This is a genomic window from Chromatiaceae bacterium (assembly GCA_024235395.1).
Taxonomy (GTDB): Bacteria; Pseudomonadota; Gammaproteobacteria; order Chromatiales; family Chromatiaceae; genus Thiosocius.
In genome coordinates this window covers 233,994-260,235 of record JACKMK010000004.1, presented here as the reverse complement: position 1 = coordinate 260,235, position 26,242 = coordinate 233,994, and the positions used below count along the sequence as shown (strand labels likewise).

The window sequence follows — 26,242 nt, the reverse complement described above, 5'->3', positions numbered from 1 at the left end:
GGGTTGCCGGACACCCATCGTCCGACAACCCGTTTTTGTCATGCCGATCAGCCGTCGCTGCTCGCCTTGCCTTTCACGCTCTGGGGTGCGCGAAGGCTGGCCTTGTCGTAGTTGACCCCCCAATCGAGCACCGAGGCGCCGCGGTTGACCACGCGTCTGCGGTAGATATCCGACACCACGTCGGCGTCACCGGCGATCAGTGCCTTGGTCGAACACATCTCGGCACACAGCGGCAGTTTGCCTTCCGCCAGTCGGTTGGACCCGTACATGCGGTGCTCCTCGGCGCTGCCGGTCTCTTTCGGGCCACCGGCGCAGAAGGTGCATTTGTCCATCTTGCCGCGCGACGCGAATGCCCCGGCCTTCGGGAACTGCGGCGCACCGAACGGGCAGGCATAAAAACAGTAACCGCACCCGATACAGATGTCCTTGTCGTGCAGCACCACGCCGTCTTCCGTGGTGTAGAAACAGTCGACCGGGCAGACAGCGGCACACGGCGCATCGGCGCAGTGCATGCATGCAACCGACAGCGAGCGTTCGCCGGGTTCGCCGTCCTTGATCGTGACCACGCGGCGGCGGTTCACACCCCAGGGGACTTCGTTTTCATTCTTGCAGGCGGTGACACAGGCATTGCACTCGATGCAGCGTTCCGCGTCGCAGTAGAACTTCATATTGGCCATGTCTGGGTTCTCCTCAAGCCTTGATGATGCGGCAAAGGGTGCACTTGGTTTCCTGCATCTGCGTCACCGAGTCGTATCCATAGGTGAACGCGGTGTTGCAGGCCTCGCCCAGTACGAAGGGATCGGCACCCGCAGGGTACTTGCTGCGCAGGTCGTTGCCCTGGAAGTGACCGCCGAAATGGAAAGGCGTGAACGCGACCCCGGCGGCAACGCGTCGGGTGACCAGGGACTTGACCTTGATGCGGGCGCCCTCCGTGCTCTCGATCCACACGTCTTCGCCATCCTTGATGCCGGCATTGTTGGCATCACGCGGGTGTATCTCGACGAACATGTCCTGCTGCAGTTCGGCCAGCCACGGGTTCGACCGGGTCTCGTCGCCGCCACCCTCGTACTCGACCAGCCGCCCCGAGGTGAGGATGATCGGGAACTCCTGCGAGTAGTCCTTGGCCTGGATCGACCCATAGCGGGTCGGCAGGCGCCAGAACGATTTGCGGTCTTCGTAGGTCGGGTACTTCTCCACCAGGTCGCGGCGGTTGGTGTACAACGGCTCACGGTGCACCGGCACGGGGTCGGGGAAGGTCCAGACCACGGTGCGTGCCTTGGCATTGCCGAACGGGGCGCAACCATGCTTGATTGCGACGCGCTGGATGCCGCCGGACAGGTCGTTCTTCCAGTTTTTGCCTTCGGCGGCCTGTTTCTCGGCATCCGTCAGGTCGTCCCACCACCCGAGCTTCTTCAGCAGGTCGGCGGTGAACTCGGGATAGCCGTCCTTGATCTCGGAGCCTGCCGAATAGCTACCATCAGCAAGCAGGCTGACACCGTTGCGCTCGACACCGAAGCGGGCGCGGAAGGTCAGGCCGCCTTCGGCCACCGGCACACTGGTGTCATAGAGGTTGGGCGTGCCGGGGTGTTTCATCTCTGCAGTACCCCAGCACGGCCAGGGCATGCCATAGAAATCGCCGTCGGCCGGTCCGCCCTCGGCCTTGAGGCTGGTGTAGTCGAAGGTGCCCCAGTTCTGCTGGTGCAGTTTCATCCGTTCCGGGCTCTGGCCGGTATAGCCGATGGTCCACATGCCGCGGTTGAACTCACGCGTGATGTCCTCGATCAGCGGCTCGTCGTTGGTGACCGCGATGTGCTTGGTGAACTCATCAGCAAAGCCGAGCTTCTTCGCCAGCTTGTACATAATGGTGTGATCGGGCAGGGATTCGAACAGCGGCTCGATCACCTTGTCGCGCCATTGCAGTGAGCGGTTGGAGGCGGTCACCGATCCGTAGGTCTCGAACTGCGTACACGCGGGCAGCAGATAGACGCCGTCGGTGCGATCGTGCATGACGGCCGAAACGGTCGGATAGGGATCGACAACGACCAGCAGGTCGAGCTTTTCCATGGCCTTTTTCATTTCCGGGCCACGTGTCTGCGAGTTGGGTGCGTGCCCCCACATGAACATCGCGCGCACGTTGTCACGTTGGGCGATCGCATCCTTGTTCTCGAGCACGCCGTCGATCCAGCGCGAGACCGGGATGCCCTTGGTGTTCATCACGTGCTCGGCCTTGTCCTTCTCACCGTGTTCGCCGATGTACTCCTTGCCATCCTTGTCGTAGGCCACGTCATCGAAACGGCCCTTGAGCCATGCCGGATCAAGATCCCAGACCCGAGCCCAGTGTCCCCAGGAACCGGGGGCCAGGCCGTAGTAGCCGGGCAGCGTATCGGCGAGCACGCCGAGGTCGGTCGCGCCCTGCACGTTGTCATGACCACGGAAGATGTTGGCGCCGCCACCGGATACACCGATATTGCCGAGTGCCAGCTGGAACGCGCAGTAGGCGCGGGTGTTGTTGTTGCCGATCGTGTGCTGCGTGCCACCCATGCACCAGATGAAGGTGCCGGGACGGTTGTCGGCCATCGCCTTGGCGGCCGCGTACACCTGGTTCTCCGGTACCCCGGTGACGCGCTCGACCTCGTCAGGCGTCCACTTGGCGACCTCGGCCTTGACCTCTTCCATGCCGTAGACGCGCTGGCGGATGTACTCCTTGTCTTCCCAGCCATTCTTGAAGATGTGGTACATCATGCCCCAGATGATCGGCACGTCGGTGCCGGGGCGGATGCGCAGGAAGTGGTTGGCGTGTGCTGCGGTGCGGGTGAAGCGCGGGTCGATCACGATCACCGGTGCATTGTTTTCCTCCTTGGCCTTGAGGATGTGCTGCAGCGATACCGGGTGCGCCTCGGCCGGGTTGGAACCAATCAGCAGGATCGCGCGCGACTTGTGGATGTCGTTGTAGCTGTTGGTCATTGCACCGTAGCCCCAGGTGTTGGCAACACCCGCGACCGTGGTCGAGTGACAGATGCGCGCCTGGTGGTCGACGTTGTTGGTGCCCCACATCGCGGCGAACTTGCGGTACAGGTAGGCCTGCTCGTTGTTGAATTTTGCCGAGCCCAGCCAGTAAACCGAATCGGGTCCGGATTGCTCGCGGATCTTGGTCAGCTGGCCACTGATGTCGTTCAGTGCCTCGTCCCACGAGACCTTCTGCCACTTGCCGTTGACCAGCTTGGTCGGATACTTGAGGCGGCGTTCGCCATGGCCGTGCTCGCGCACCGCCGCGCCCTTGGCGCAATGTGCCCCGAGATTGAACGGATGGTCGAAGGCCGGTTCCTGGCCGGTCCAGACGCCGTTTTTCACCTCGGCGATTATCCCGCAACCGACCGAGCAGTGAGTACAGATGGTCCTTATCTCTTTAGCAGTACCGGTCTGTGCACCCTCGGCAGCCGTGGCCCTGCGCATCATGCCGGGGGCAAGGCCGGTGGCCAGTGCGCCGCCGCCGGCAAGAATCCCGGAATGGCGCAGGAAATCACGACGGCTGAGCTTGCGTCCGGCCGCGCGGTTCGAGCTGGCTGGCTGCCCGGTCGCTGCCTGGGCGTCGGTCTGCTCAGTGGTTGCCGGATCGACCTGATCGGAAATCTTTTTGAGTTTCATCTCGGTGTTCCTCGTCGCGCCGGCTCAGCTGGCTGCGGTTTTGTAGTAGTCGAGGATGTGCTGCGTCAGGCGATAGCCCTGCGCGGCTTTCTGCTCGGCCGCATCGTTGCCGGTTTCCGCGATCACGGCGCCCGGGATCGCTGCAGCGACCGCCGCCATGCCCCCGGAGACGCCCGCATCGCGCAAGAATTTGCGCCGTGACTCAGACACTTGCTTGGGATTCTTCATGGCGATTGCTCCTGTGATGCGGTCCGCATTGCGGGTTGAGTCTGGTTCGTCGGGGGCGCGAGCCCCTCGAATCGTTATCCATGCTGCAAGCTGCGATCCAAATTACCCTGGAGAAAAATGACCGAAAGGGAACTGGACAGCCATCTCTCGGCCTGGGTTCTGTGTCAATCCGCACCCATGCGACAATCTGTCTAGTTGGTCAGGGACAAATAGGACTTTTCGACCGCAATGAACGCCGTGCCGAGCCGTGCAACAGAGCGGTAGAACACCGCGGATTCCGCCTTGGCCAGATCGGCGAAGAACCCGGATGCCCAGCTGCCGATATGGGTGTCGAAGAAAGCCTGTTGCTCGTTCAACGGGGTGTCGTCGAGGATCAGCAGCGCCATGACCTCGCACAGGGCCGCGATGTGATCTTCGGGCTCGTGCACGTCGTCGGCCCGTTCGAAGCCGAGCCGGCGCAGATCATTGCGCAACAGCCCGAGCGGCTTCTCCATCAGGAAACCGGTCTGGTACCAGGAGCCGTAGGGCACGAGTTCCCCACGTCCCAGACCGATGAACAGGTCGTGATACTCCTCGCGCAGCGCCATGGGCGTACTGTGCCTTGCGGCAAGTGCGAGCATGTTCATCGCCAGTGCAAGTTCGGCGTGCTCCCGGTCGACATCGGGGGCGAGTGCGGCGGTATGTCGCAGTGTGCCTTCGTCCGGCGCACTGCGCATCAGGGCGCCCAGCAGGCCGTAGAGCCCGGCGCGATAGTGCTGTTCCGTCGGTGGGGTCACGGCCATCTGCAGACTGGCCTCTTCTATCGAGCCCTGTGGCCCGTGTGGATTACTCATGCTCTGCCTTTGCTCGAATGGTTGGTGGCGCCGAACACGCCCGACTGCATCGCTTCCGCATCCTGGACCGCATCGACCACGCGACAGTCTTCGCACATCTGCAGCCGGCGACGGGCGCGCTCGGACTGAAACATCGCATGACCGTTCAACTTTTCCAGGATGTTGTCGATCGTCCGCCGGGTCGCGAACGGTTTGCCACAGCTGACGCAACAGAACGGCGGTTCTTCGTAGAGCACGACAGCCTGCCGACGGCGTTCGGGATCCGCCAGGTAGCGGGACTCCAGCGTGATGGCCCTTTCCGGGCAACTGTTCGCACAGATGCTGCACTGCACGCAGTTGCTCTCGAACAGCATCAGGCGCGGCACCTCTTCGCCGGCGCTCAGTGCCTGGGCCGGGCAGACCGAGGTGCAACTCATGCACAGGGTGCATCGGTCGGTATCCACGCGTACGCGGCCGTAAGGGGTGCCGGGCGTCAGTGCGATGCTCGATGGCCTGGCGGACGCGTGCTGCCACAGGTGATCGAGCGCCAGACCGGCGAGTTGGCGTTTCCGGTCGAGCGCCGCGAAGCTGGCCGCCGGCAGCGTACTTTCGAGTTCGCCAAGCCCATCCAGCGTCGTCGCATCGACCAGCTGCAACACCTCGCCGGGAAGACCCAGCCCGGCCAGCAGTTCGTGGGTGAAGGTGAGCTGCCGCAACAGGGCCTCGCGCGCCTTCGGCGGCACCGAGCCGGCTTCGACGAGCAGCACCCGGCGTGCGCCCCAGGCGATGGCCGCCAGCCACAATTCGTGGCCGACACTGGCCAACTCCTCGACGGCGACCAACAGCACGTTCGCCGGCACGGCGGCGAGGTCCGCCGCGTCGGCCTCGGCGACGAACGCGAGCCACGGTTGCGTGCCACCGTCGCGCTGGTAGGTCCGCAGCAGCAGACGCACACGCTCGGCGGTGTCACCGGGGCCAGGGTAGGCGTACTGCATGGCGCCGGTCGGGCAGACGGTGGCACAGATGCCGCCACCCTGGCACAGGTTCGGGTTGACTTCGACCTGCTCACCGATCGAGATAATCGCCTCGGCGGGACAGCTGTCGATGCAGCGGCGGCAACCGCTCTGGCCGGACCGCGCATGTGCGCAGATGCTGGCGTCGTAGTCGAAGAAGCGGGGTTTCTCGAAGGTGCCGACCATGCCATCGAGCGCCAGCCAGGCGGCGTCCAGATCCTGCGGCTCGCGTCCGAAATGCCAGTATCCCGGTGGCGGCAGTTCGCGGTCGAACAGCGGTCGAGCGGAGAAATCCACGACCAGGTCGGCCTCGAATCGCTGGTAGTTGTGCCGGCCCTGCTCGCCGAGTTCGACCTTGAACGCGCCGAGATGGCCACTGATGGACAGTGCGCGGCCGCCGACCGCGGTCGCCGGGACGCCGGATTCCTCGGCCCCGTCGGTGAGCAGGAGTTCGGCATGCAAGGGTGTCTGCAGCCGCGCCGCGCACCATTGCGCCGCTTCACCGCCGATCACCAGCACGCGGCCGCGCGAGGTGTAACGGACGATGCCCGTCGGCGTGACCGCGAGGCGTTCCGCCGCCGCCTGGGCGGCGCCGCGGGCGCGCAGATTGCGGCTCTGCTCGAGGCTGGAACTGGCTTCGTTCATACGTCTCCTCTGGGCACTGTTGTCGGCGGCACCTCGACGTCTTCACCGGTGATCTTCGCCCCGGCGTCTTCCGGAAGCGTCGTCGGGGTCGCGGCCATGCACGGTTGTTCGCCCTTGATCTGACGGAGATCTCGGGTTGGGCGATCTCCTTCGTCGGCCAGTGCCTCGCCGAGCTGCTCGGCGCGCCGGCGTGCCTCTACCTCGATACGATGGCGCATGTCAGTGGTGATCAAGTCGCCGAGCGGCTTGAAAGTGGTGAAGTCCTCGGCGTAGTCGTCGAGTCCGTCGGTGACATTGAGCGCAGCGCTGTGGAACAGCTTGCGCAATGCCGCGCGGCGCAGGTGCTCGCTGACCTTTGGCGACAGGAAGCCGCTGTAGTCCGAGTCGAAGGTCAGGGTGTCGAGCGGCGGCATATCCGCATCGGTGAGTTCCACGGCCTGGTCCGGTGGCCCGTCCTCGGCCGGCGCGACGACGGGTGTGGCGTCGACCGGTTCCATGGACGATGCCTGTTGCCGGGCCTCGGTCTTGCGACGGTGAAACCGCTCCAGGAAGCTTTCGCCGGGTACACGGTGTTCATCGTCGACCGGGTTGTCGTGAGGGTTGCGGCTCACGCCGAGGACTCCCCGGTCGTGTCCGCCGACCAGTCGCGCAACTTGCGCTTGAGTTTCTTCTGCGGAAAGTAGTTGGCGATCACGAACTGCTCGGTCCAGCGGTAGAGTTCGGGCGGCACCTCGACCGCGAAAATCCGGTCATCCCCCTCCAGATAGGCGTGTGCTTCGTCGAAGCTCATGCTCACGCAGAAAGGCTGCGGCCGGTCGTTGTCGTCGGTCGCGTGTGCCACCACATAGGCACGTGGCGTTTCGCTGACCAGGTTGTAGTAGTAGCTCTCGCACTCGTCGGCATGCAGCGATACCTGAAGACCACCGACCAGGTACACCGCGGTCTTGCCGTCGTCGCGCACCAGCTGTGGTTCGCGGTCCGGATACTGCCCGTTCACCGCGATCCCGGTGGCGTCCCAGACGTGCTCGATCCACGGACTGGTGGCGGGTGTCCGCTGCAGCACCACTGCGACCGGGAAGCGGCCCCTGGCCTCGCCGGCGGTGTCAGCATTCTCCGTCATCCCTTCACCTCGCTCAGATCATTCAACGTTCCGAGCAAGTTGTGTACCATCCGGGGGTCGGCCGGGTTTCACCGTCAACGGGTAGAAATTGCCGGGAACGGTCGAACTGACTGCGGCAATTTGTCGCGTCAGAGCAAATCTTGTGCGACAAATGTGCCCAGCTTCGGGCTGAGAGAAACGATGCCGCGAGGGTGTGTGGATACCGGCGGTCGTGTGCCCGTGCCGGGTTGCGCCGCAGCGGATGATGGCGGAACGCTTCTTGCAGCTGTGATCGGCCAGACAGAGAGATGCCATGAGCGAACAGCAGCAGAACACGCAGTCCACGACCGGCCCCCTGGTCGACCGCTTTCAGCGCGAGGTCAACTACCTGCGGATCTCGGTTACCGACCGCTGCGATCTGCGTTGCGTCTACTGCATGTCGGAGAACATGAAGTTCCTGCCGCGAGAGAGTCTGCTGACCCTGGAGGAGATCATCCAGGTCGGCCGCAGCTTCGTTGATCTGGGTGCGCATAAGATCCGCATCACCGGCGGAGAGCCTTTGCACCGCAGGGATATCCTGAAGGTGTTTCGCGAACTCGGCGAGCTCGAAGGCCTGCGGGAACTGGCGTTGACCACCAATGGTACGCAGCTGCCGAAATTTGCCCGTGAACTGCGCGAAGCCGGCGTGAGCCGCATCAATGTCAGCCTCGATACGCTGCGCCCGGACCGCTACACCGCGATCACGCGAAACGGAAAGATCGAGCGGGTGTTTGCCGGGCTCGATGCAGCGCAGGACGCCGGATTCTCGCGGATCAAACTGAATGCGGTGATATTGAAGAACCGCAATCACGACGAAATCCATGAGCTGGTCGCATTCGCCATCGAACGCGGCATCGATATCAGCTTTATCGAAGAGATGCCTCTGGGCGTGGTCGGTGATCACGACCGTGCCGAGTGCTACTACTCCAGCGACCAGATCCGCGAGGATCTCGGCGCACACTACACCCTGGTGCCGACCGCGGAAAACACCGGTGGCCCCTCGCGCTATTTTCGTGTGCCGGGCGTGGAGACGCGCATCGGTTTCATCTCGCCGCACAGCCACAATTTCTGCGAAACCTGCAACCGGGTGCGCCTGACGTCCGAAGGTCGCCTTCTGTTGTGTCTGGGCCAGGAGCACAGCGTGGATCTGCGTCGGGTGGTGCGTGGCAACCCCGGCGACGACGAGGCATTGCGACACGCGATCGTCGCCGCGATGGCGCTGAAACCACGCGGGCATGACTTCGATCTACAGGCCCAGCCGGTGATCTTCCGGCACATGAACCATACCGGGGGCTAGGGCAGCGATGCGCCGCGTATCGTCGCCCAACAAGGCATCCTCCGACGATCAGCGACGGTATCGTCCGCAGATGAGCGATGCCGGTCTGAGTCCGGCGCACGAAGTGGTGGCTGTCGACGAGTATGGCCAGCCACGCAGCGGTTTCATCGCCGGTGAAAGGGCGCTGACCCTGTTTCTCGATGATCGCGAGATCGTCACCCTGATGACGCTCGGCACCCACCCCGAGATGCTGACACTCGGTTACCTGCTCAATCAGCGCCTGGTACCGTGCCTCGAATCGGTCGACTCGGTGCAGGTCGATTGGGACAAGGCCGAAGTACGCGTCGCCACGTTCGAACGCATCACCGACCTGGACGATAAACTCAAGCATCGCACGGTAACGACCGGGTGCGGCCAGGGCACGGTGTTTGGACGAATCGGCGATCAGGTCGAAAAGATCCGCGTACCAAGGGTACCGATCACCCAGTCGTTGATCTACGACCTGCTCGCGCAGATCGGCCAGCACAACGAGGTGTACAGGCGTGCGGGTGCGGTGCATGGCTGCGCGTTGTGCAGTTGCCCGGCATCGACCGACCCGCGCATTCATCTGTTCGTTGAAGATGTCGGACGACACAATGCGGCGGATGCGATCAGCGGCTACATGTGGCTCAACGCCATCAATGGCAAAGACAAGTGGTTCTACACGACCGGGCGCCTGACATCGGAGATGGTGATCAAGGTGGCGCAGATGCAGATCCCGATCCTGCTGTCGCGCTCTGGCGTCACCTTCCGGGGCCTGGAACTGGCGCAGAAGATCGGCGTCGTGCTGATCGCACGCGCCAAGGGGCGGCATTTCCTGGTCTACAACGGTGCCGATCAGATCACATTCGATGCGATACCGCCGGCCGCCCCGATCGGTTCCGCGCAGCGAGGCCGGCGCACCGGCTGAGCGATCGGTTCAAGGAGGGCTCTGCGCGATGTCTGCCGTAGCGATGCCGCAACACGATGCATTCATGAGCGCCAAGCAGGTTGCGGCCTACCTGCAGCTCAATGAAAAGAAAGTCTACGCGCTGGTAAGCGAGGGCAAGATCCCGGCGACCAAGGTCACCGGGAAATGGATGTTCCCGCGCGAGTTGATCGACCGTTGGATGATGGATTCCGCGCACGGTGGGCTGCTGGCGGACCGGCTGGTCATCGCGGGCAGTGACGATCCCCTGCTGTATCGCCTGGTGAGCGCGTTTGCGCGCGACATGCACTCAATGGCACAGATCAGCTATACCCCCACTGGCACGCGTCTAGGGCTCGACCTGCTGCAGGCCAATCGCGTCGATGTCAGCGCGCTGCACTGGGGGCCGCTGGCCGAGAGCCGGCTGCGTCATCCGGCGCTGCTGCGCCAGCACCCGATGTGCCGGAACTGGGTATTGATTCGCGCGTTCGCGCGCGAGCAGGGCCTGATGTTGCGCCCGTCGCTGGCGGACGCCGTCGACGACGCGGAGACCCTGATGAAGGCTGAGTATCGCTGGGTGCAGCGTCAACCGGGCGCCGGTGCACAGCGTTTTCTGCTGGAGTTGCGGCGTAGCTCGACGTCCGCGGATGCACTCAATGTAACGGCCACGGCGTTGTCGGAACGCGAAGCGGCGACTGCCATCGTGCTGGGACAGGCCGATGTCGCACCCGGCGCACGGGCCGCGGCGACCGAGGCCGGGTTGGCGTTCCTGCCGATCGGTGTCGAGGCGTTCGATTTTGCGTTGCCGCGCAACATCTGGTTTCGCCGCCTTTTTCAGGACCTGCTGGGACGCCTGCAGGCCGGCGATTGCCGGCTGCTCGCCGATACGCTGGGCGGCTACGATTTCAGCGAGAGCGGTGAACTGATCTGGGGCGAGGACTGATACCCGCGGAATACCCGGCACAGCCCGCGTCGTCTCACCGACGTCACTGCAGGTTCACCGAGACACCGAGGGCGCGGGTTACCGCGAAGGTCACCCGATCGTCGGCGCTGGCTGACACGACCTCGGTGTACAGCCTGGACACCACCAGCGAGGCATTCGGTAGTGCGACGCTGTCACCGAGGATATCGGCGATATCGAAACCGTCGATGCCCGAGATTCCCGGAATCTGTGTCCCCGCCGCCGCGATCGCGTCGCGCAGCTGCACCAAGAGCGCGGACGGCACCACGCCGTGGCCGTCATCGACGAAACGGCAGGTCACATCCATGGGCTCTGCGAGCGTGCCGTTCGTGGCCGATATCGTCACTAACAGTTCGCCCACGCCGTTGCGGCCCAGCCATCGCAGAACGAGGTCCTGGCCACTGTTGATCGACTGAAGGCTGCTCAGATCGGGTTGGCTGACGACAATGGCCGAAGGCGCCGTGCGGCTCGCACTGAATGGCGCAAAACCCGGACCGCCAAACCCCGTGGCCGTATAGTTCGTACCGCTTCGAAAGAAACTCTCGGCGATCGTGCTGTTGCCGTAGGTGATGCTGCCGTCGCTCAGCACGACCTTGTTGAGATCAACGCTACCCAACGCGGGTGCACTGATCCGCAACAGGTCGCCGGCGTCCAGCGAGGTGATGTTGTTTTCGCCAACCAGTACCTCGAGAACACGCGGCGTCGTGTTGAAGATGCACTGGTCCACATCCGGCGTCGACTGGTTGAACAGCGTGATCAGTGTCCCGGGGTCGAACGTTACCCGGGAAAACGACCCGGCGCCGCTGACCACGGGTGCCGTGACACCCGAAGGCGACTCACCCTTGCCCAGCGAGATGCCACTCGAGGTCCAGACGGTTTCATCGCCTTGTACGACAAACGGCGTGACATCGAGCGCCAGAATGTCCAAGGTGCCCGGGCGGGTCAGGGCGACCGCCAGCTTGTACGCCCCCGGCGTGAGGCCCCCGGGAAAGCTGTCGAGGTTGCCCAGATAAGTCGCGCCCAGGCGGAACCCGGCCGGGATCGAGAAAGCACGCAACCATGGGGTCAAACTGGTATTCCAGTTCGGGTATTCGTAGATCGTACCGTTCTCGGCGATCACCCCGACGTGTACGTCGACCTGTTCGGCGACGGTCCCGGTATTGAATCCCGAGATATAGAAGTCGACCGTCTGCTGTTCGAGAAATGCCGGGGAACGCTTGAGGAAGACCCCGATTCCGACAGCCGCATGCGCGGTGACCACGCCGAAGAGCAACAGCAGCCCACAGGTGAAAACGGTGATCTTGCTCGGCATTGGGTACCTCCACGCGGCGTCCTGCTGGGATTCTGCGGTTAATCTGCCGCGATCGGGTGCGGCTTGCAAGTCAATACTGGGGGATGGACCGTTTCAGGGACGCGATGCGGGTGGCATGGCTGATTGGTGAGGTGCAGCCGATCGTCCTTGACCGGCTGCTGCATCAGAAAGCAGGTGTTCAGTCCGGTCGGCCGGCCGCGGTGGCTTCCGGAACCTCGACCAGTCGCCCGGTCTTGCAGTCGTAGATGTAACCGTAAACCGGGATATACCCGGCTACCAGGGGGTGTGCCTTGATGCGTTTCACGTCTTCGACGACGCTCGCCGCGTTGTCCGAAATCGTCAGCCAGTTGATGTAACGTCCTTCCGGTGAGCCGGGGCCCTTGCCCGTGTCGTGCCAGCCGTTCGCATCAACGGTCGCGGTCTCCAGGCTGTTGTTCAGCAGATCGGTCATGATCTCATTGGTGAAGGTGAGCATGCCGCAATCGGTGTGATGAATCACGAACCATTCACGCGTACCGAGCAGCTTGTGCGAAATCACCAGCGATCGGATGGCATCGTCGCTCGCTCGACCTCCGGCATTGCGGATCACGTGCGCGTCACCCTCGGCGAGTCCGGCGTATTTTGCCGGGTCGAGTCGGGCATCCATGCAGGTCAGAATGGCAAAGCGTCTGCCCGGTGGCATGGGCAGTTCGCCCTTGTCCCCGAAGTCAGCCGCATAGGCGCCGTTCGCGGCAATCACTTCTTTAACAACATCGCTCATGGGTTTTCCTCCTCTGGCGTGGCCTGCACTTGGCAAAGTTGGTGTTCTGGGGCAGGCCCTGGAAGCCTAGTAGAGCTTCGCTGCAACGTCGACGGTCGGTTGGAGAATGTCGATGGGGGACAGTGGCGGTGATGCCGGAGGGGCTACCAGTGGACGATCACGATAGTGCAGGTCAACGCCAGCAGGATGGCGCTGTGCAGCCGGTAGTCCTGCCACCAGGCGAGCCCCGGTTGCCGCTTGGCGGCGTCGCTGTGGTAGGTGAACCGGGCGATCTGCTCATCGCTGGGCCGTGCCGTGCGCAAACCGGTGGCAACGAACAGCCCGGCGGAGATCAGCGTCAGGACCCCGGCCACCACGGTGAAGTGCCACTGCAGCACCTCGAACATCGACAACGCGAACAACACGGCCGACACGATGTGTCCGCCGATCAGCGTCACGAATGCGCTGCTCGGACCGGCGCGCCGCCAGAAAAGTCCAAGCCCAAAGATGACCGCGACCGGTGGCACCAGGTAGGCCAGGGCGGATTGCAGATAGTGAAACAGGCTCGGAAAGTCGGCGATCAACGGTGACACCGATGCCGCTACGAACATGAACAGTACGATGAACGCGCGCCCGGTCCATGCGATCCGGGTCGCAGACCAGGCACGCCGCTCGGGCTGCAGGAAGTCCATGGTCAACAAGGCCGCTGCCGAATTCAGTGTCGAGTCGATGCTGGACATGATGGCCGCAAGCAGGCCGGCCATGACCAGCCCGGCGATTCCGGCCGGCAACAGGGTCGTCACCAGCGCAGGAAAGACTGCATCGGCATTGTCCAGCGGCGGCAATATGATCCCGGCGATCACGCCGGGGATCACCATCAGGTACAGCACGGGAAGTTTCAAGAAACCCGCAAACAACGCTCCCCAGCGTGCATGGGCGACACTGCGCGCACCGAGTACGCGTTGCACGATGAACTGGTTGGTGCACCAAAAATAAAAACCGAGGACCGGTACCCCGATGAGCGTGCCGAGCCACGGCAGGTTGGGATCGTCCAGCGGCAACATCAACGAAAGGCGTTCAGGGGGTGTCGCATCGACCACGCGCGTCCACGAAAAGTCCACCGCGGCGAAACTGAGCCAGGCGACGATGCACGAGCCGACCAACAACACGACCGCCTGCAGTACGTCGGTATAGACCACAGCGGCCAGTCCGCCGGCCGCGGTATAGAGTCCGGCGACCAGCGCCAGACCGAGGCAGGCGGCAAACAGGTCGATGTCGGGAAAGAATACCTGCAACACCATCGCCCCCGCGAACAAGGTGCCGGCGGTGTCGACGACCACGTTGGAGAACAAGGTCATCGCCGAGAAATACAGCCGCGACCGGCGGTCGAAGCGGCATTCAAGAAACTCCGGCACTGTCGTGATACGGGCATTGAGGTAGTAAGGCACGAAAAACATCGCGAACACGATCAGTACGAATGCTGCCATCCACTCGTAGTTGGACACCGCAATGCCCCAGGTGTAGGCGGCACCGGACAATCCGACCAGTGTCGTACTGGAGATGTTCGAAGCGAAAAGCGAGAAGCCGATCGGCAACCAGCCCAGACGGCGTCCGGCAAGAAACAGGTCGTCACCGGTATGCGTGCGTCGTGCGACCCGAAGGCCGATGAACAGCACCAGCGCGAGGTAGACGGCGACGACCGTCAGGTCTGCGGAACTCAGAACTGGGGATTGCATCGGTAGCCAACCCTAGCACAGTCGACACGTGTGCGTGGCGGCACCCGGTCGTTGCACGGCCAACGTGTTGCCGTCCGGTTGGCTTTCCCTTGCGCGCGCGATCGCGTTGACTTCCGTGGGAGATCGGCTTTATTTAGGGAAAACTGTCCGGTCGGTTCGCCGACCTCGCCCGTGCGAGGAGAAGATAGTGAAAATGCTGTGCCGCAGCCTTTGTTTTGTTTTTCTGGTCGTCGCTATTGTTCCTCATACCGCACATGCGACAGGTGGTTTCGGGAATGGTTGTTTCAAGGAGCGGCGCCCGGCGATCTCGTTCATCGAGTTTCAATCCTACGACATTGCCCAGACACCGCCCACGCCCCTGACTGTCAAAGGCAAGATGAAGCTGCCGGGCGACCTGACACGTCGGCAGCACTGCAACGCGCCGCAGCACGAAGTCCCGGCGGTGTTGATCCTGCACGGATCGGCGGGTGTCGATGCACGCGGGGACTTCTACGCGCGTGCACTGAATGCCGCCGGGATTGCGACGCTGGAGATCGACATGTGGGAAGCGCGGGGCGTGGCCACGCCCGAGCAAAGACCGCCGCTGCCGATATTTACCTATGCGGATGCGTTTGCCGCACTGGACTTCCTGTCTTCACAGGAAGGTATTGATCCACTGCGTATCGGGGTGCTGGGATTCTCATGGGGCGGTGTGGTGAGCATGGCCGCGGCAGAGGAGTTGTACGCCGGACAGTTTGGCAATGGGCTCCGGTTTGCGGCCCATGTAGCGCACTATCCGGTCTGCTATGCGTTCAACAACTACGACATCCCGGCACTCAGTCCTCCCGACCTCCTCGGCATTCAGTTCCTTGATCTGACCGGTGCGCCGGTGTTGATACAAGTGGGTACCGAGGACGACTACGACAACGGTGTAGCACCCTGTACCGAACTGGTCGGCGACCTGCTCGATCCCGCGGACCGGGCGGTGGTCGAAGTCGTCGGTGTTGAGGGTGCTTTCCATGCATGGGATCGACTGGAGGTACCTATCACGGTGTTCGACCCGTTTGGTGACGAAGGCAGTGTGTTTGCGACCGGGGTGGTTCCGCAGGTGGATATCATCCCGGATGTGGAACAGGCCGACGCATCACGCAGGCGCGTCGTCAGGTTTTTCTCGCGCAACCTCTGATCCGGCTACCAGAGATAGGCGCTGGCCCATCTTCCCATCACCTGGAAGGTGAACGCCTCCGATACCGGGCTGCCAGCGATGCCGTAACACAGGTGCAGTGGCAACAGATGCTCCGCGCGAGGATGGCAATAACGGGCAGCCGGCGCCTCCTCCCATTGCAACAGGCGTTGCGCACGCTCTGCCTCGCTCAGGCCAGGGTCGCCGCAGGTTTGTGACAGCCAGTGCTCGAATGCCACGTTCATCGCCTGCGTATCAGGCGTCGGAGACGTGAAGAACGCGCGCAGGTTATGAAACGAGAACCCGGAACCGAGGAACAGCAGGTCAGGAACATCCAGCTTGGCCAATGCCTGACCGATGCGCAGGTGTGTCATGGGATCCAGATTGTTGACCAGCGATAGCTGGACGCAGGGGATGTCAGCCGCCGGATACATGATCTTCAACGGCACGAACAATCCGTGATCAAATCCGCGTTGCGCATCGACGTCGGAGACGATGCCCTGTTGCTGCAGCAGTTCATGCAGTCGCTGTGCAAGCTGTGGTGCACCGGGCGCCGGGTAGCTGACCGAATAGGATTCGGGGGGAAATCCGACGTAGTCATAGATCAGCCCGGGTGATGCGGATCCTGTCAGCGTGACGCATGGGGCTTCCCAGTGGGCACTGATCACCACGATTGCCGCGGGTCGAGCCATCCGCGTGGGAAGATCTCGCAATACCGCAACCAGTTCGGCATGGGTGGGGTCATGCAGCAGTGGCAATGGTCCACCGCCATGCGAGATAAAGGCAACCGATCGCATCGCTGATGTCGCTCGTAGCAGGCAGCCATGGTGCCCGGTCGTTTGCCTATCCTGGCGAACAGGAACAAGCATGTCGAGTGCCTGGTCCGACCGACATCGAGAATTCCGCCGGATCGACGTGGATGTACGATATTTCGTTATGCCGACCGGTGGGTGAGCGCAGGTGACACGCGACGGGCACGAGAAATGATGAGTACTCCGATTCGGGTGGTTCGTACCTACCATCAATCGACCAAACACCATCTGCGCGCCTTCGCGCCCGGTCCGGCTTACCTGGACTGGGCGACGCAGCCCGACCCGTTTCGGCGATTCAGCGGGGCGGAGATGGTGCCGCTTCCGTTGGTCGACGGTTGCGGACGCTGTACCTACGATGCGCTGTATGGGGTGGACCGGCGATCGGCTTCGAGGTTGTCCGAGTCGAGCCTCGGGTTGCTGCTGGAGCTCTCGCTCGGACTGAGTGCATGGAAGGCAGCAGGTGGGGCACGCTGGGCATTGCGCAACAACCCCTCGAGCGGCAATCTGCATCCGACGGAAGGCTACCTGCTGTTGTGGCGCGCGGTCTCGGAGGTACTGGTCCCGGGCCTCTACCACTATGTCCCCGAAATGCATGCGCTGGAACGTCGAGCGTTCTTACCGCAGGCGGCCGCGAATCGTTTGGATGAGGCCCATGTGGATGGCTACGGGGCGATCGGACTTTCATCGATCATCTGGCGGGAGGAATGGAAGTACGGTGCACGCGCCTTTCGGTACTGCCAACACGACGTCGGTCATGCCCTGGCGGCATTCCGCCTTGCCGCCGGCGTACTGGGCTGGCGGTTGCGGATGGATGATGCCCCCGCCGACGAGACCGTCTCGGCGCTGCTGGGGATCGACAGGGATGCCGATTTCAGCAATGCGGAAACCGAACATCCCGATTTGTTGGCGGTATTCGGCCCGGCCCCAACGCCGCACGGCCGTGTGCCGTGGGACGAGTCGGCGACCGCTCTGGAGGGTTGGCGGGGACATGCCAACCGTCTGAGCAGTGCGCATGTCGCGTGGCCGCAGATAGCGAATGTCCTGCCAGCGGTCCACAAATCGGACACGCCGGCTGCAGCCGTTGGCCTGTCGTCGCAGGGCGCCGGTGCACCGGCGGCGACGACGGGTGCCGGTGATGCCTGTGTGCTGATCCGCCAGCGTCGCAGCGCCCAACGCATGGACGGACACAGCGCGATGCGGCGCGCCGATTTTGAACGCGCGTTGCGACGTACCTTGCCGGCATCGGATCGTGCCCCGTTCGACGCCCTGCCGTTTGAACCGGCGGTCAGCCTGCTGTTGTTCGTACACCGTGTCGATGACCTCGAGCCCGGGCTGTACCTGCTCGATCGCGACCATGGGCGCTTCCCTGACTTGAAAAGGGCCTGTACCTCGCCGCAATTCGACTGGGCGAGGGTCGATGACAGCACCCTGCCTCTGTTTCGGCTCCAGGCGCCACTGGATGTGGAAATGCTCGCCAGCGGCGTGAGCTGTCACCAGGATATCGCCGCTCAGGGGGCCTTTGCGGTGGCGATGCTCGGCGACCTGGGCGGCGTGTTGGCATCCGACGGCGGCTGGGGATATCGTCGACTGCACTGGGAATGCGGAATGATCGGCCAGGTGCTGTATCTCGAAGCCGAATCGGTCGGTCTGCGCGGTACCGGGATCGGCTGCTTTTTCGACGATGAGGTGCACCGCCTGCTCGGTATCGACACCACCGCCGAAGCGCACTGGCAGACGCTGTATCACTTCACGGTTGGTCGTGCGGTGGAGGACCTGAGACTGCGCAGCGAACCCCCGTACGCCCATCTCGATCGAACAGAGGCGAGCGATGGAAACACTTTCCAGCTTTCCCGAGTGACGTCTGGCGCGGCGCCATCCGGTATGCGGCAGGCGGAACCAGGACATCGCCGGGAGGCGGCATGTTAGGGTATCGCCGATGAGCAACCGTACCGTGACACTCGACGATCGTCTCTACGACTACCTGTTGCGTTACTCGCTGCGCGAGACGCCGGTGATGCGCCAGTTGCGCGAGATGACCGCCGACCACGAACACGCGCGGATGCAGATCGCTCCCGAACAGGGTCAGTTCATGGCGTTGCTGGTCGAATTGATGGGGGCGCGTCAGATCATCGAGGTCGGCACTTTCACCGGCTACAGTGCCTTGTGTATGGCGCAGTCGCTGCCGGAGGACGGTCGGCTGGTGTGTTGCGATGTCAGCAGGGAATGGACTGATGTCGGGATTCCATTCTGGGAACGTGCGGGGGTTCGCGAGCGCATCGATCTGCGTATCGCGCCGGCATTGCAGACCCTGGACACGTTGATCGCTGCCGGTGGTGGCGATTCCTACGATCTGGCGTTTATCGATGCCGACAAGACCAACTATCGGAACTATTTCGAGCGCTGTTTGCGACTGGTGCGCCCGGGCGGTCTGCTGATGTTCGACAACACGCTGTGGGGCGGGGCGGTCGCCGATCCGGAGGATCACGATGAGGATACCCTGGCGCTGCGCACCCTGAACGAACTACTGCTGGTCGATCAGCGGGTCAGCGTCAGCCTGGTCCCGATCGGTGACGGCCTGACCCTGGCGCGCAAGCGTTAAGGACCGCCGCAAACCGGGCAGGTTGGATTTGCCGGCACGCGGATGCGTTGCCAAACCATCGCGGCCGCATCGAACAACAGCAGTACGCCGCGCAGGTCGTCGCCGTGGCCCGTCAGTACCCGGATTGCCTGTAATGCCTGCAATGTGCCGATGATCCCGACCACCGGTGCGAGCACACCCTCCATCGCACAGGTCTCCTGATTTTCCAGCTCGACCGGGTAGAGACATTGGTAACAGGGTCCCCGATCCCCCAGGGAGGTCATGATCTGTCCCTCCAGTCGGATCGCCGCGCCGGTCACGAGCGGGGTCGATTGGGTCATCGCGATGCGGTTGAGCAGGAAGCGAGAGGCGAAATTGTCCGTGCAGTCGAGCACCAGGTCGGCGGCGCGGATCTGCTCGCGCAACTCGGTCTGGTCCAGTTCCCAATCGAGCGCGATCACCTCGCAGTGCGGGTTGATGTCATGCAACGTACGTTTTGCAGACGCGGCCTTCAGTTCGCCGAGATCGGCCTCGCGGTGGATGATCTGGCGTTGCAGATTGGAGGGTTCGACACGGTCGAAATCACTCAGCACCAGCGTACCGACGCCACTTGCCGCGAGATACATCGCGGCCGGGGAACCGAGACCGCCAAGGCCTACGATCAACACTCGGGCGTCCAGCAGGCGCTGCTGGCCGGCCTCGCCGACGGCGTCCAGGCGAATCTGTCGGGCATAACGCTTGCGTTGCTCAGGAGTCATCGGGTTGCAGCCTGCAAAAATAGGGATTTAGGTATCCGTCGCTGTGTGGTTTCGGCCGGCTTCAGCGCCAATTGGCCGGGGTGGCCGATTCCGGGTTGTCGGCACCCGGTTCACCGGCCTCGAATGAGCGCAGTTGCTCGGCAATCGTCTCGGCATCCTCGACGATCGTCGGTTCGGCACGCAACCAGACCTTGAACTGCGTGCCGACACCGGGTTGCGATGTCACCGTGATGTCACCGCCGTAGCGCCGTACCAGACCGTAGCTTACCGACAGGCCCAGCCCGGTTCCCTGACCCTGGCGCTTGGTGCTGTAGAAGGGATTGAATATCTGGCTGCACTGGTCTTCGGTCATTCCGCTACCGTTGTCGGAGACCGTGATGCAGACGCCGTGTGAATCCCAATCGCTCGCAGCGATAGAGATCTCGCCGCCGGTGGCCGGCAGCGCGTGCACGGCGTTGCTGACCAGATTGACCAACACCTGTTGCAGTTCCTGCTCGTTGATCGTGATCCTCCGGGTCGCCTGCAGATCGAGGTTCAGTTCGAACGGGTGCTGCTTCTGCATATGCGATACCAGCGCCGTGGTGTCCTGGATCACTTGGTTCACGTCGATCTCGGCGAGATAGCCGGCATACTCGTCGGGGCGCGCGTATTTCAGCAGTTTCTCGATGATCCCCTGGATACGGTAGATCTGTTGTACGACCAGGTCGATCTCCGGCCGTACCGGATCAAGTTGTTCCCCAAGTTCGGCGATCAGGACGTCCAGGTTGCCGAGCATGACCTGGGTCGGATTGTTGATCTCGTGCGCGACCCCGGCCGTCAGCTCCCCGAGCGCGGCGAGTTTTTCTGCGGTCACCAACTTGCGTCGTGTCTCGCGCAGTACCGTGATGGTGCGTTGCAGTTCGTCGTTTCGCTGTTGCAACTCGGCGGTGCGTTCGGCGACTTTGTCCTCGAGCTGTGCTGCCCAGCTCTGCAGTGCCGCGGCCTGGTCTTCGAGGCGATCGAGCATTGCGTCGAATTCATGCGCCAGCTCGGCCAATTCATCCTGGCCGGCCACCTCACCGACGCGCTGCGATTCGCCCAGACGTGTGGCGCGCACCACAGCGGACATCTGCTCGACCGGTCGGAAGATCGATTTGGCACCGCGGATGGCCAGCATGGCGTACAGTGCGAGCAGGCCGATTACCAGCAGCAGCAACAGTCCGAGCGCCCGCCACAGCGCCGTTCGATAAGGGGTCTCGAGATAACCGGCGTACAGGATGCCGACACGATGCCCGTGCATGTCGACGATCGGTTCGTAGGCCGATATATACCAGTCGTTGACGACGAAGGCGCGATTGACCCATTGCTCCCCTTCGTCGAGTACGCTGCGGCTGACCTCCTCGGATACGCGCGTGCCGAGGGCCCGTGTACCCGCCTGTCGAGGTACATTGGTCGAGATGCGTACATCGTCGAGGAACACCGTGACCGTGCCGATACTGCCGTCGGCCAGGCTGCCCGGGCCATAGACCAGATCGCGAATCGCGTCGACGAAGGTGAAGTTGTTGTTCAGCAGCACACCACCGTCCAGCACCTTGTCGATCGTGCCGTCGGCGTTCACCACCGGGTGACGGGCGCGGATCAGCATGCCGCGGTCTTCGAGGGTGCGATCGGTGGGGCGCGCACGGCGTGTCTGGACGAGTGGCAGACGTACCTGATCGGCAAGCGCAGGATCGATCCGGCGCAGCGCCTCGGGGCCGAGGATCTGAATGCCGACGCCCGGCTCGAGATCATCCAGCGACTCGATCTCCGAGACCGGCATCACCCGCAGGAAACTGAATGCCGATTCGCGCTTGAGACGGTCGATGAGTCCCGCGACGGTGGCGTGGTCGCTGTTGGCGACCGCATCGCGAAACCGATAGGATTCGCTGAGCCGTGCAAGCTGATTCAGGTGATCCTGTTGGATGCGCTTGAACAGGTCGTGGGCCACCGCGAGGTCGGTGTTGACCTTGATGTATAGCTGTTCGTAAGTGAACGAGGCGCCCCACAGCGCGAGGCCGGCAAGCGCCAGCGGCAGCACCAGCGCGACCGGAAACAGCGTCAACGCGAGCAGCTTGCGGCGCACACTGCTGCGAATCATGCGGTCGACCCATCGCACGGGGTGCATGCCGTTATCCGGTCGTCGGGGCGTTCCTGCCGATCCGCTCCATCAGGGGTTGACGCCCCAGCTTTGACACTTGCGCTCGAGCGTTTTGCGGGAGACGCCGAGTATGCGTGCTGCTGCCGACTTGTTGCCACCCTGCATCTCGAGCACGCGCAGTATGTGGCGTCGCTCGACCGCCTCAAGGCTGAGGTCGTCCTCATCATCGGCAGCGTGGCCACTGACGGCGCCCGCCGGAGAGCAGCCGGGCAGGTTCTGTCCGAGCTGGTGGTTCAGCAGCAGGCAACGCTCGATCACGTTCTTGAGTTCGCGAATATTGCCGGGCCAATCGTATCGCGCGAGCTGTTGCAACTCGCTGTCGGCGATCGTCGGCACCTGCACACCCAGATCGGTGGCGATGCTGTTTGCGAAGTGTTCGACGAGTTCGCGCAGGTCCTGGATGCGCTCGCGAAGCGCTGGCATCCGGATACTCAGAACGTTTAGGCGATAGAACAGGTCTTCGCGGAAATTGCCCTTGTCGACTTCGGCCTTCAGATCGCGGTTGGTCGCCGCGATGATGCGCACATCGACAGGTGTCTCGCGGTTGCCGCCGACCGGGCGCACCGCGCGGTCCTCCATGACGCGCAGCAGGCGGGTCTGCATCGCCAGGGGCATCTCGCCGATCTCGTCGAGAAAAAGTGTACCGCCATCAGCATAAGAGAACAGGCCTTCGCGGGCCTTTATCGCCCCGGTGAATGCCCCCTTGGCATGACCGAACAACTCGCTCTCGAGAAGCTCTGCGTTCATCGCGCCGCAGTTGATCGGTACAAAGGAGCCATTGCGTCCGCTGAAACGATGGATTGCACGTGCAGCGAGTTCCTTGCCGGTGCCCGATTCGCCCTGGATCAGGACCGTCGACGGCATGGGCGCTACGCGTTTGATGACTTCGCAAACACCTCGAATCAGATCACAGGAACCGATGATCCCGCTGCCTTCGTGGATGTGCGCCACCTGGCGGCGCAGCAGGAAGTTCTCTTTCTGCAGGCGCTGCCGCTCGATGCAGCGGTTGACCGCAGTCTGCATCTGCTCCATGCGGAACGGCTTGAGGATGAAGTCCGACGCCCCGGCACGCAGCGCGGTGATTGCGGTCTGCAGGTCGGCGTGCGCAGTCATGAAAATGACCGGCGTCAGCAGGTCCTGCTCGCGCAGTTGGGTGACCCAGTCGACTCCGGAACGACCCGGCAGGCGGATGTCGGAGATGATCAGGTCGAAGTGGCAACGCGCGAGGAGTGCATCGGCGGCGTCAGCGTCGGCGGCGACCTCGACCAGGCCAAATTCCGTCGTGAGGCCTTTCTGCAGGAAGCTCAGTATGCCCGGTTCGTCGTCGACGACCAGTACCGAGTTCAGCCGCGTACCGTTGCTCTTCGGGTTGGTTGACACCGCCGCCTCGGAGATGGCGGTGCGTAGGGTCTCTGTCGGGCAAGCCATATTCGTCGTCTGTGTTTAATAATTATCGTGTTGGACCCAGCGCTGGCCTGTCACGGAAAACGACGGAAATGGCAGAACGATTTTCCGAACAGTGGCACGATGCCGCCGTGCAGCTGGTCCAAACTGTCTTTCCAGTCTAGTGCACTTTGGTACATTTTGTCCCGCAGATGCCCAGGCTCCCGCGGTGGAAACGGGGAGGACGCCCGCAGGCCGGAATCTCGGCCCCGGGCCGGTGCCAACCGTACGTCAAACCGGTCTGCCGCGACCGTGCGGGAGCGGCGACACGGCACCATTGGATGGCGCCGTTTGCTGGCACTGGTCTTGCAGATTATGCAAGATGCGCCAAGCGCGCGGCTGCGCAGTAAGGAGAAGCAAATTGATCGGATCGCGCGATATCACCGCGCTGGTGCTGGCCGGGGGCAAGAGCCGGCGGATGGGGGGGCGCGACAAAGGTCTGCTACCGTTCGGCACGGGTCTGCTGATCGGTCACGTCCTGGATGCGGTCGTGCCGCAGGTCGGTGCGGTGCTGATCAGTGCCAACCGCCACCAGGACGCCTATTCGCAGTTCGGCTACCCGGTGGTCGCCGATCCGCTCGACGGATTTCAAGGGCCATTGGCGGGTTTTCTTGCCGGCCTGGAAAATATGCGAACGGATTACCTGCTCACATTGCCGTGCGACGGTCCTGTCGTCGTCGGCAATCTCGTGCGGCGCCTGGCCGATGCGCTCGAAGCGGCCGGAGCCGATATCGCGGTCGCTCACGATGGCCAGCGTCTACAGCCGGTCTATGCATTGTTGCACCGGCGAGTATTGCCGGGCCTGCGCGAGGCCTTGGCCGAGGGGGAGCGCAAGATCGATCGCTGGTATCCACGCAACAACTGGGTGACTGCCGATTTCAGCGACGTCCCCGAGCAGTTCAGCAACATCAACACGCCGGAAGACTATGCCAGTGCCGGCGGTACGCGCTCACAGGTCTGAGGATGCGCGACGTGCTGTCGACGATTCAGTTCCCGGTTCCGCTGATGGGCTTCGCCGCATACAGCGGTACCGGCAAGACCACGCTGCTGCTCGGTCTGTTGCCGCTCCTCAAGGCAACGGGGCTGCGCATCGCGGTGGTCAAGCATGCGCATCATGCATTCCAGTTGGATAAACCCGGCAAGGACAGTTACCGCTTGCGCGAGGCGGGGGCGGACGAGATGCTGATCGCCGGTCGTTGCCGGGTGGGTTGGATCCGCGAATGCGATGAGACTCGGGGTGAGCCGGGTCTGCGCGAACTGCTCGACATGCTGGATCCCTCGCGACTCGATCTGATACTGGTCGAGGGCTTCAAGGCCGAGGCATTTCCCAAGATCGAATTGCATCGCGCTGCACTCGGCAAGCCGTTGTTGTTTCCGAAAGACCCCAATATCGTCGCGATTGCGACCGACGGGCAGGGGCTCGCCCTGGATCCGGGTCCCCTGCCGCTGCTGGCGCTCGACGATCCGGCGGAAGTCGCGGCATTCGTTTTGAAATTCATCGGCGAGGAGGCGAGACTTCGCTCCAACCTGGCCTGTTAGTGGTGGGAGAAGTATGTCGACCGTCAAGGTGAGTCCGCAGCCCTCGTGCGCCGATGCCAGCGACCCGCTGGCGCTAACGGTGCGACAGGCCCGCGAGGCGATTCACGCCGCGCTCGTACCGATCAGCGATGTCGAACAGGTGCCGATCCGCGCCGCACTCGGACGTGTGCTCGGCGCGGACTGTGTCTCGCCGATCGATGTCCCGAGCCACACCAACTCGGCGATGGACGGCTACGCATTCGACAGCCGCGACCTGCCGGACGAGGGGGTCCGCGAATACCGGGTCGTGGCGACCGTCATGGCCGGGCAGACCACCGGGGTCCGATGCCGGAAGGGTGAATGCGTGCGCATCATGACCGGTGCGCCGATGCCTCCGGGTACCGACAGCGTCGTGATGCAGGAACAGGTCGAGGTGCTCGACGACGGTCGGGTACGCATCGATGCGCGTCACCGTGCCGGGCAGAATGTCCGTCAGGCCGGGGAGGACATCGCGGCCGGTGCCTGCCTGTTTTCGGCCGGTCGCCTGTTGAGCGCGGCGGATGTCGGCGTGTTGTCGTCGCTCGGCTTTGCCGAGCTCAGCGTGCGGCGACGGCCGCGTGTCGCTTTCTTCTCCACCGGTGACGAACTGCGTTCGATCGGTGAGGTCCTCGGTGAGGGCGAGATCTACGACAGCAATCGATACAGCCTTCATGCCCTGCTGACCGAACTCGGTGTCGAGATCCATGACCTGGGCGTGGTGCGCGACGACCGCGAGGCACTGCACAGCGCATTTCAGCGGGCCGCGAAGCTGGCCGACGTGGTGGTGACTTCGGGCGGTGTCTCGGTCGGCGAGGCCGACTATACGAAAGAGATCCTCGCCGGTCAGGGTGAGGTCGCGTTCTGGACCATCGCGATGAAACCCGGTCGGCCGCTGACCTTTGGTCATCTCGGCGACGCCTTGTTCTTCGGTCTGCCGGGCAACCCGGTGGCGGTGATGCTGACCTTCCAGCAGTTCGTACGTCCGGCGCTCAGATGTCTGGCCAGCGGCCATTGGCCAACCCCTTTGGTGGTCGAGGCGCGCGCGCGAACCGCATTGCGCAAGCGCGCGGGGCGGTTCGAATTCGTGCGCGGCATCCTCGCCTATGACGAGCAGGGGCGCCTCACTGCGGGCCCATCCGGGGCACAGGGCTCGGGGATTCTGACGTCGATGAGTCGTGCAAACTGCTTCATCCTGCTACCGGAAGACTGTGACGGCGTGTCCGAAGGCGATATCGTCAAGGTCGAGCCTTTCACCACGCTCCTGCAAACCGGCGCATAGCCAGCGCAGAGGTGTGGACTGCGGCA

Annotated in this window: 23 protein-coding genes; 9 read left to right on the top strand and 14 right to left on the bottom strand. The window is 63.2% G+C overall.

Going from position 1 to position 26,242, the window contains the following annotated elements:
* Positions 1–47: 47 nt before the first annotated feature.
* The 7 genes from H6955_19690 to H6955_19660 all read right to left on the bottom strand — a co-directional run bounded on the left by H6955_19690 (position 48) and on the right by H6955_19660 (position 7,463).
* Positions 48–677 carry a 4Fe-4S dicluster domain-containing protein gene (locus tag H6955_19690; GenBank protein MCP5315791.1) on the bottom strand — a complete coding sequence of 210 codons (630 nt, stop codon included), beginning with the start codon at positions 675–677 and terminating at the stop codon, positions 48–50.
* A gap of 13 nt (positions 678–690) precedes the next feature.
* On the bottom strand, positions 691–3,645 hold the full coding sequence (locus H6955_19685) for a formate dehydrogenase subunit alpha (protein MCP5315790.1): 2,955 nt from the start codon (positions 3,643–3,645) through the stop codon (positions 691–693).
* Between the two features lie 24 nt (positions 3,646–3,669).
* Positions 3,670–3,873, bottom strand: coding sequence for a twin-arginine translocation signal domain-containing protein (locus H6955_19680; protein ID MCP5315789.1), 204 nt, complete (start codon positions 3,871–3,873; stop codon positions 3,670–3,672).
* Between the two features lie 191 nt (positions 3,874–4,064).
* On the bottom strand, positions 4,065–4,655 hold the full coding sequence (locus H6955_19675) for a molecular chaperone TorD family protein (GenBank protein ID MCP5315788.1): 591 nt from the start codon (positions 4,653–4,655) through the stop codon (positions 4,065–4,067).
* Between the two features lie 47 nt (positions 4,656–4,702).
* The gene (locus H6955_19670) at positions 4,703–6,343 is read right to left on the bottom strand and encodes a 4Fe-4S binding protein (GenBank protein ID MCP5315787.1); all 1,641 of its coding nucleotides are present in this window, start codon (positions 6,341–6,343) and stop codon (positions 4,703–4,705) included.
* Positions 6,340–6,954, bottom strand: coding sequence for a DUF3306 domain-containing protein (locus H6955_19665; GenBank protein MCP5315786.1), 615 nt, complete (start codon positions 6,952–6,954; stop codon positions 6,340–6,342). Before H6955_19665 ends, H6955_19670 begins: the two co-directional genes overlap by 4 nt.
* Positions 6,951–7,463 carry a DUF3305 domain-containing protein gene (locus H6955_19660; GenBank protein MCP5315785.1) on the bottom strand — a complete coding sequence of 171 codons (513 nt, stop codon included), beginning with the start codon at positions 7,461–7,463 and terminating at the stop codon, positions 6,951–6,953. The genes H6955_19665 and H6955_19660 overlap by 4 nt, the downstream gene beginning before the upstream one ends.
* Before the next feature lie 292 nt (positions 7,464–7,755).
* Here H6955_19660 and moaA point away from each other — a divergent pair, with 292 nt between their 5' ends.
* From moaA to H6955_19645, 3 genes are read left to right on the top strand one after another with little or no spacing between them, the layout of a single operon-like run.
* Positions 7,756–8,778: a GTP 3',8-cyclase MoaA gene (gene moaA, locus H6955_19655; GenBank protein ID MCP5315784.1), complete on the top strand. Its 1,023-nt coding sequence runs from the start codon at positions 7,756–7,758 to the stop codon at positions 8,776–8,778.
* A gap of 7 nt (positions 8,779–8,785) precedes the next feature.
* The gene (locus tag H6955_19650) at positions 8,786–9,706 is read left to right on the top strand and encodes a formate dehydrogenase accessory sulfurtransferase FdhD (protein MCP5315783.1); all 921 of its coding nucleotides are present in this window, start codon (positions 8,786–8,788) and stop codon (positions 9,704–9,706) included.
* A gap of 28 nt (positions 9,707–9,734) precedes the next feature.
* Positions 9,735–10,646, top strand: coding sequence for a helix-turn-helix transcriptional regulator (locus H6955_19645; GenBank protein MCP5315782.1), 912 nt, complete (start codon positions 9,735–9,737; stop codon positions 10,644–10,646).
* Positions 10,647–10,689: 43 nt separating this feature from the next.
* Here H6955_19645 and H6955_19640 read toward each other — a convergent pair whose 3' ends face one another.
* From H6955_19640 to H6955_19630, 3 genes are all read right to left on the bottom strand, one after another.
* On the bottom strand, positions 10,690–11,976 hold the full coding sequence (locus H6955_19640; GenBank protein ID MCP5315781.1) for a hypothetical protein: 1,287 nt from the start codon (positions 11,974–11,976) through the stop codon (positions 10,690–10,692).
* Between the two features lie 178 nt (positions 11,977–12,154).
* On the bottom strand, positions 12,155–12,736 hold the full coding sequence (locus H6955_19635; GenBank protein ID MCP5315780.1) for a carbonic anhydrase: 582 nt from the start codon (positions 12,734–12,736) through the stop codon (positions 12,155–12,157).
* Positions 12,737–12,879: 143 nt separating this feature from the next.
* Positions 12,880–14,451 (bottom strand): sodium/solute symporter, encoded by a 1,572-nt coding sequence (locus H6955_19630; GenBank protein ID MCP5315779.1) that lies wholly within the window; start codon positions 14,449–14,451, stop codon positions 12,880–12,882.
* A 187-nt stretch (positions 14,452–14,638) separates the two neighbouring features.
* On the opposite strand from H6955_19630, the gene H6955_19625 reads away from it, so the two are divergent.
* Positions 14,639–15,616: an alpha/beta hydrolase fold domain-containing protein gene (locus tag H6955_19625; GenBank protein MCP5315778.1), complete on the top strand. Its 978-nt coding sequence runs from the start codon at positions 14,639–14,641 to the stop codon at positions 15,614–15,616.
* Positions 15,617–15,621: 5 nt separating this feature from the next.
* Here H6955_19625 and H6955_19620 read toward each other — a convergent pair whose 3' ends face one another.
* A complete protein-coding gene (locus H6955_19620; GenBank protein MCP5315777.1) occupies positions 15,622–16,410 on the bottom strand; it encodes a dioxygenase in 789 nt (262 codons plus the stop codon).
* Positions 16,411–16,599: 189 nt separating this feature from the next.
* Here H6955_19620 and H6955_19615 point away from each other — a divergent pair, with 189 nt between their 5' ends.
* Both H6955_19615 and H6955_19610 read left to right on the top strand, forming a co-directional pair.
* Positions 16,600–18,351: a nitroreductase family protein gene (locus H6955_19615; protein MCP5315776.1), complete on the top strand. Its 1,752-nt coding sequence runs from the start codon at positions 16,600–16,602 to the stop codon at positions 18,349–18,351.
* A 10-nt stretch (positions 18,352–18,361) separates the two neighbouring features.
* Positions 18,362–19,024, top strand: coding sequence for a class I SAM-dependent methyltransferase (locus tag H6955_19610; protein ID MCP5315775.1), 663 nt, complete (start codon positions 18,362–18,364; stop codon positions 19,022–19,024).
* On the opposite strand, the gene moeB is transcribed toward H6955_19610, so the two are convergent.
* The 3 genes from moeB to H6955_19595 form a co-directional block, all read right to left on the bottom strand.
* Entirely contained in the window at positions 19,021–19,761 is a 741-nt protein-coding gene (moeB, locus tag H6955_19605; protein ID MCP5315774.1) for a molybdopterin-synthase adenylyltransferase MoeB, read from the bottom strand. The two genes, H6955_19610 and moeB, sit on opposite strands and share 4 nt — an antisense overlap.
* Before the next feature lie 61 nt (positions 19,762–19,822).
* Entirely contained in the window at positions 19,823–21,904 is a 2,082-nt protein-coding gene (locus H6955_19600; protein ID MCP5315773.1) for a cache domain-containing protein, read from the bottom strand.
* A gap of 42 nt (positions 21,905–21,946) precedes the next feature.
* A complete protein-coding gene (locus H6955_19595; GenBank protein ID MCP5315772.1) occupies positions 21,947–23,365 on the bottom strand; it encodes a sigma-54-dependent Fis family transcriptional regulator in 1,419 nt (472 codons plus the stop codon).
* 337 nt (positions 23,366–23,702) lie between these two features.
* On the opposite strand from H6955_19595, the gene mobA reads away from it, so the two are divergent.
* The 3 genes from mobA to H6955_19580 are packed head-to-tail and all read left to right on the top strand — an operon-like array spanning position 23,703 to position 26,216.
* Positions 23,703–24,341: a molybdenum cofactor guanylyltransferase gene (mobA, locus tag H6955_19590; GenBank protein ID MCP5315771.1), complete on the top strand. Its 639-nt coding sequence runs from the start codon at positions 23,703–23,705 to the stop codon at positions 24,339–24,341.
* 2 nt (positions 24,342–24,343) lie between these two features.
* The gene (mobB, locus tag H6955_19585) at positions 24,344–24,919 is read left to right on the top strand and encodes a molybdopterin-guanine dinucleotide biosynthesis protein B (protein ID MCP5315770.1); all 576 of its coding nucleotides are present in this window, start codon (positions 24,344–24,346) and stop codon (positions 24,917–24,919) included.
* 13 nt (positions 24,920–24,932) lie between these two features.
* Entirely contained in the window at positions 24,933–26,216 is a 1,284-nt protein-coding gene (locus H6955_19580) for a molybdopterin molybdenumtransferase MoeA (GenBank protein MCP5315769.1), read from the top strand.
* The last annotated feature ends 26 nt before the right edge of the window (positions 26,217–26,242 follow it).

Bases quoted from the DNA above. Each gene is read 5' to 3' on its own strand.
- H6955_19580 (MCP5315769.1), top strand. From the start codon at position 24,933: ATGTCGACCGTCAAGGTGAGTCCGCAGCCCTCGTGCGCCGATGCCAGC.
- H6955_19630 (MCP5315779.1), bottom strand. From the start codon at position 14,451: ATGCAATCCCCAGTTCTGAGTTCCGCAGACCTGACGGTCGTCGCCGTC.
- H6955_19680 (MCP5315789.1), bottom strand. From the start codon at position 3,873: ATGAAGAATCCCAAGCAAGTGTCTGAGTCACGGCGCAAATTCTTGCGC.
- H6955_19685 (MCP5315790.1), bottom strand. From the start codon at position 3,645: ATGAAACTCAAAAAGATTTCCGATCAGGTCGATCCGGCAACCACTGAG.
- H6955_19600 (MCP5315773.1), bottom strand. From the start codon at position 21,904: ATGCACCCCGTGCGATGGGTCGACCGCATGATTCGCAGCAGTGTGCGC.
- H6955_19645 (MCP5315782.1), top strand. From the start codon at position 9,735: ATGTCTGCCGTAGCGATGCCGCAACACGATGCATTCATGAGCGCCAAG.
- H6955_19610 (MCP5315775.1), top strand. From the start codon at position 18,362: ATGAGCAACCGTACCGTGACACTCGACGATCGTCTCTACGACTACCTG.
- H6955_19635 (MCP5315780.1), bottom strand. From the start codon at position 12,736: ATGAGCGATGTTGTTAAAGAAGTGATTGCCGCGAACGGCGCCTATGCG.
- H6955_19640 (MCP5315781.1), bottom strand. From the start codon at position 11,976: ATGCCGAGCAAGATCACCGTTTTCACCTGTGGGCTGCTGTTGCTCTTC.
- H6955_19615 (MCP5315776.1), top strand. From the start codon at position 16,600: ATGAGTACTCCGATTCGGGTGGTTCGTACCTACCATCAATCGACCAAA.
- H6955_19595 (MCP5315772.1), bottom strand. From the start codon at position 23,365: ATGGCTTGCCCGACAGAGACCCTACGCACCGCCATCTCCGAGGCGGCG.
- H6955_19650 (MCP5315783.1), top strand. From the start codon at position 8,786: ATGCGCCGCGTATCGTCGCCCAACAAGGCATCCTCCGACGATCAGCGA.
- mobA (MCP5315771.1), top strand. From the start codon at position 23,703: ATGCGCCAAGCGCGCGGCTGCGCAGTAAGGAGAAGCAAATTGATCGGA.
- mobB (MCP5315770.1), top strand. From the start codon at position 24,344: ATGCGCGACGTGCTGTCGACGATTCAGTTCCCGGTTCCGCTGATGGGC.
- moaA (MCP5315784.1), top strand. From the start codon at position 7,756: ATGAGCGAACAGCAGCAGAACACGCAGTCCACGACCGGCCCCCTGGTC.
- H6955_19690 (MCP5315791.1), bottom strand. From the start codon at position 677: ATGGCCAATATGAAGTTCTACTGCGACGCGGAACGCTGCATCGAGTGC.
- moeB (MCP5315774.1), bottom strand. From the start codon at position 19,761: ATGACTCCTGAGCAACGCAAGCGTTATGCCCGACAGATTCGCCTGGAC.
- H6955_19670 (MCP5315787.1), bottom strand. From the start codon at position 6,343: ATGAACGAAGCCAGTTCCAGCCTCGAGCAGAGCCGCAATCTGCGCGCC.
- H6955_19620 (MCP5315777.1), bottom strand. From the start codon at position 16,410: ATGCGATCGGTTGCCTTTATCTCGCATGGCGGTGGACCATTGCCACTG.
- H6955_19675 (MCP5315788.1), bottom strand. From the start codon at position 4,655: ATGGCCGTGACCCCACCGACGGAACAGCACTATCGCGCCGGGCTCTAC.
- H6955_19660 (MCP5315785.1), bottom strand. From the start codon at position 7,463: ATGACGGAGAATGCTGACACCGCCGGCGAGGCCAGGGGCCGCTTCCCG.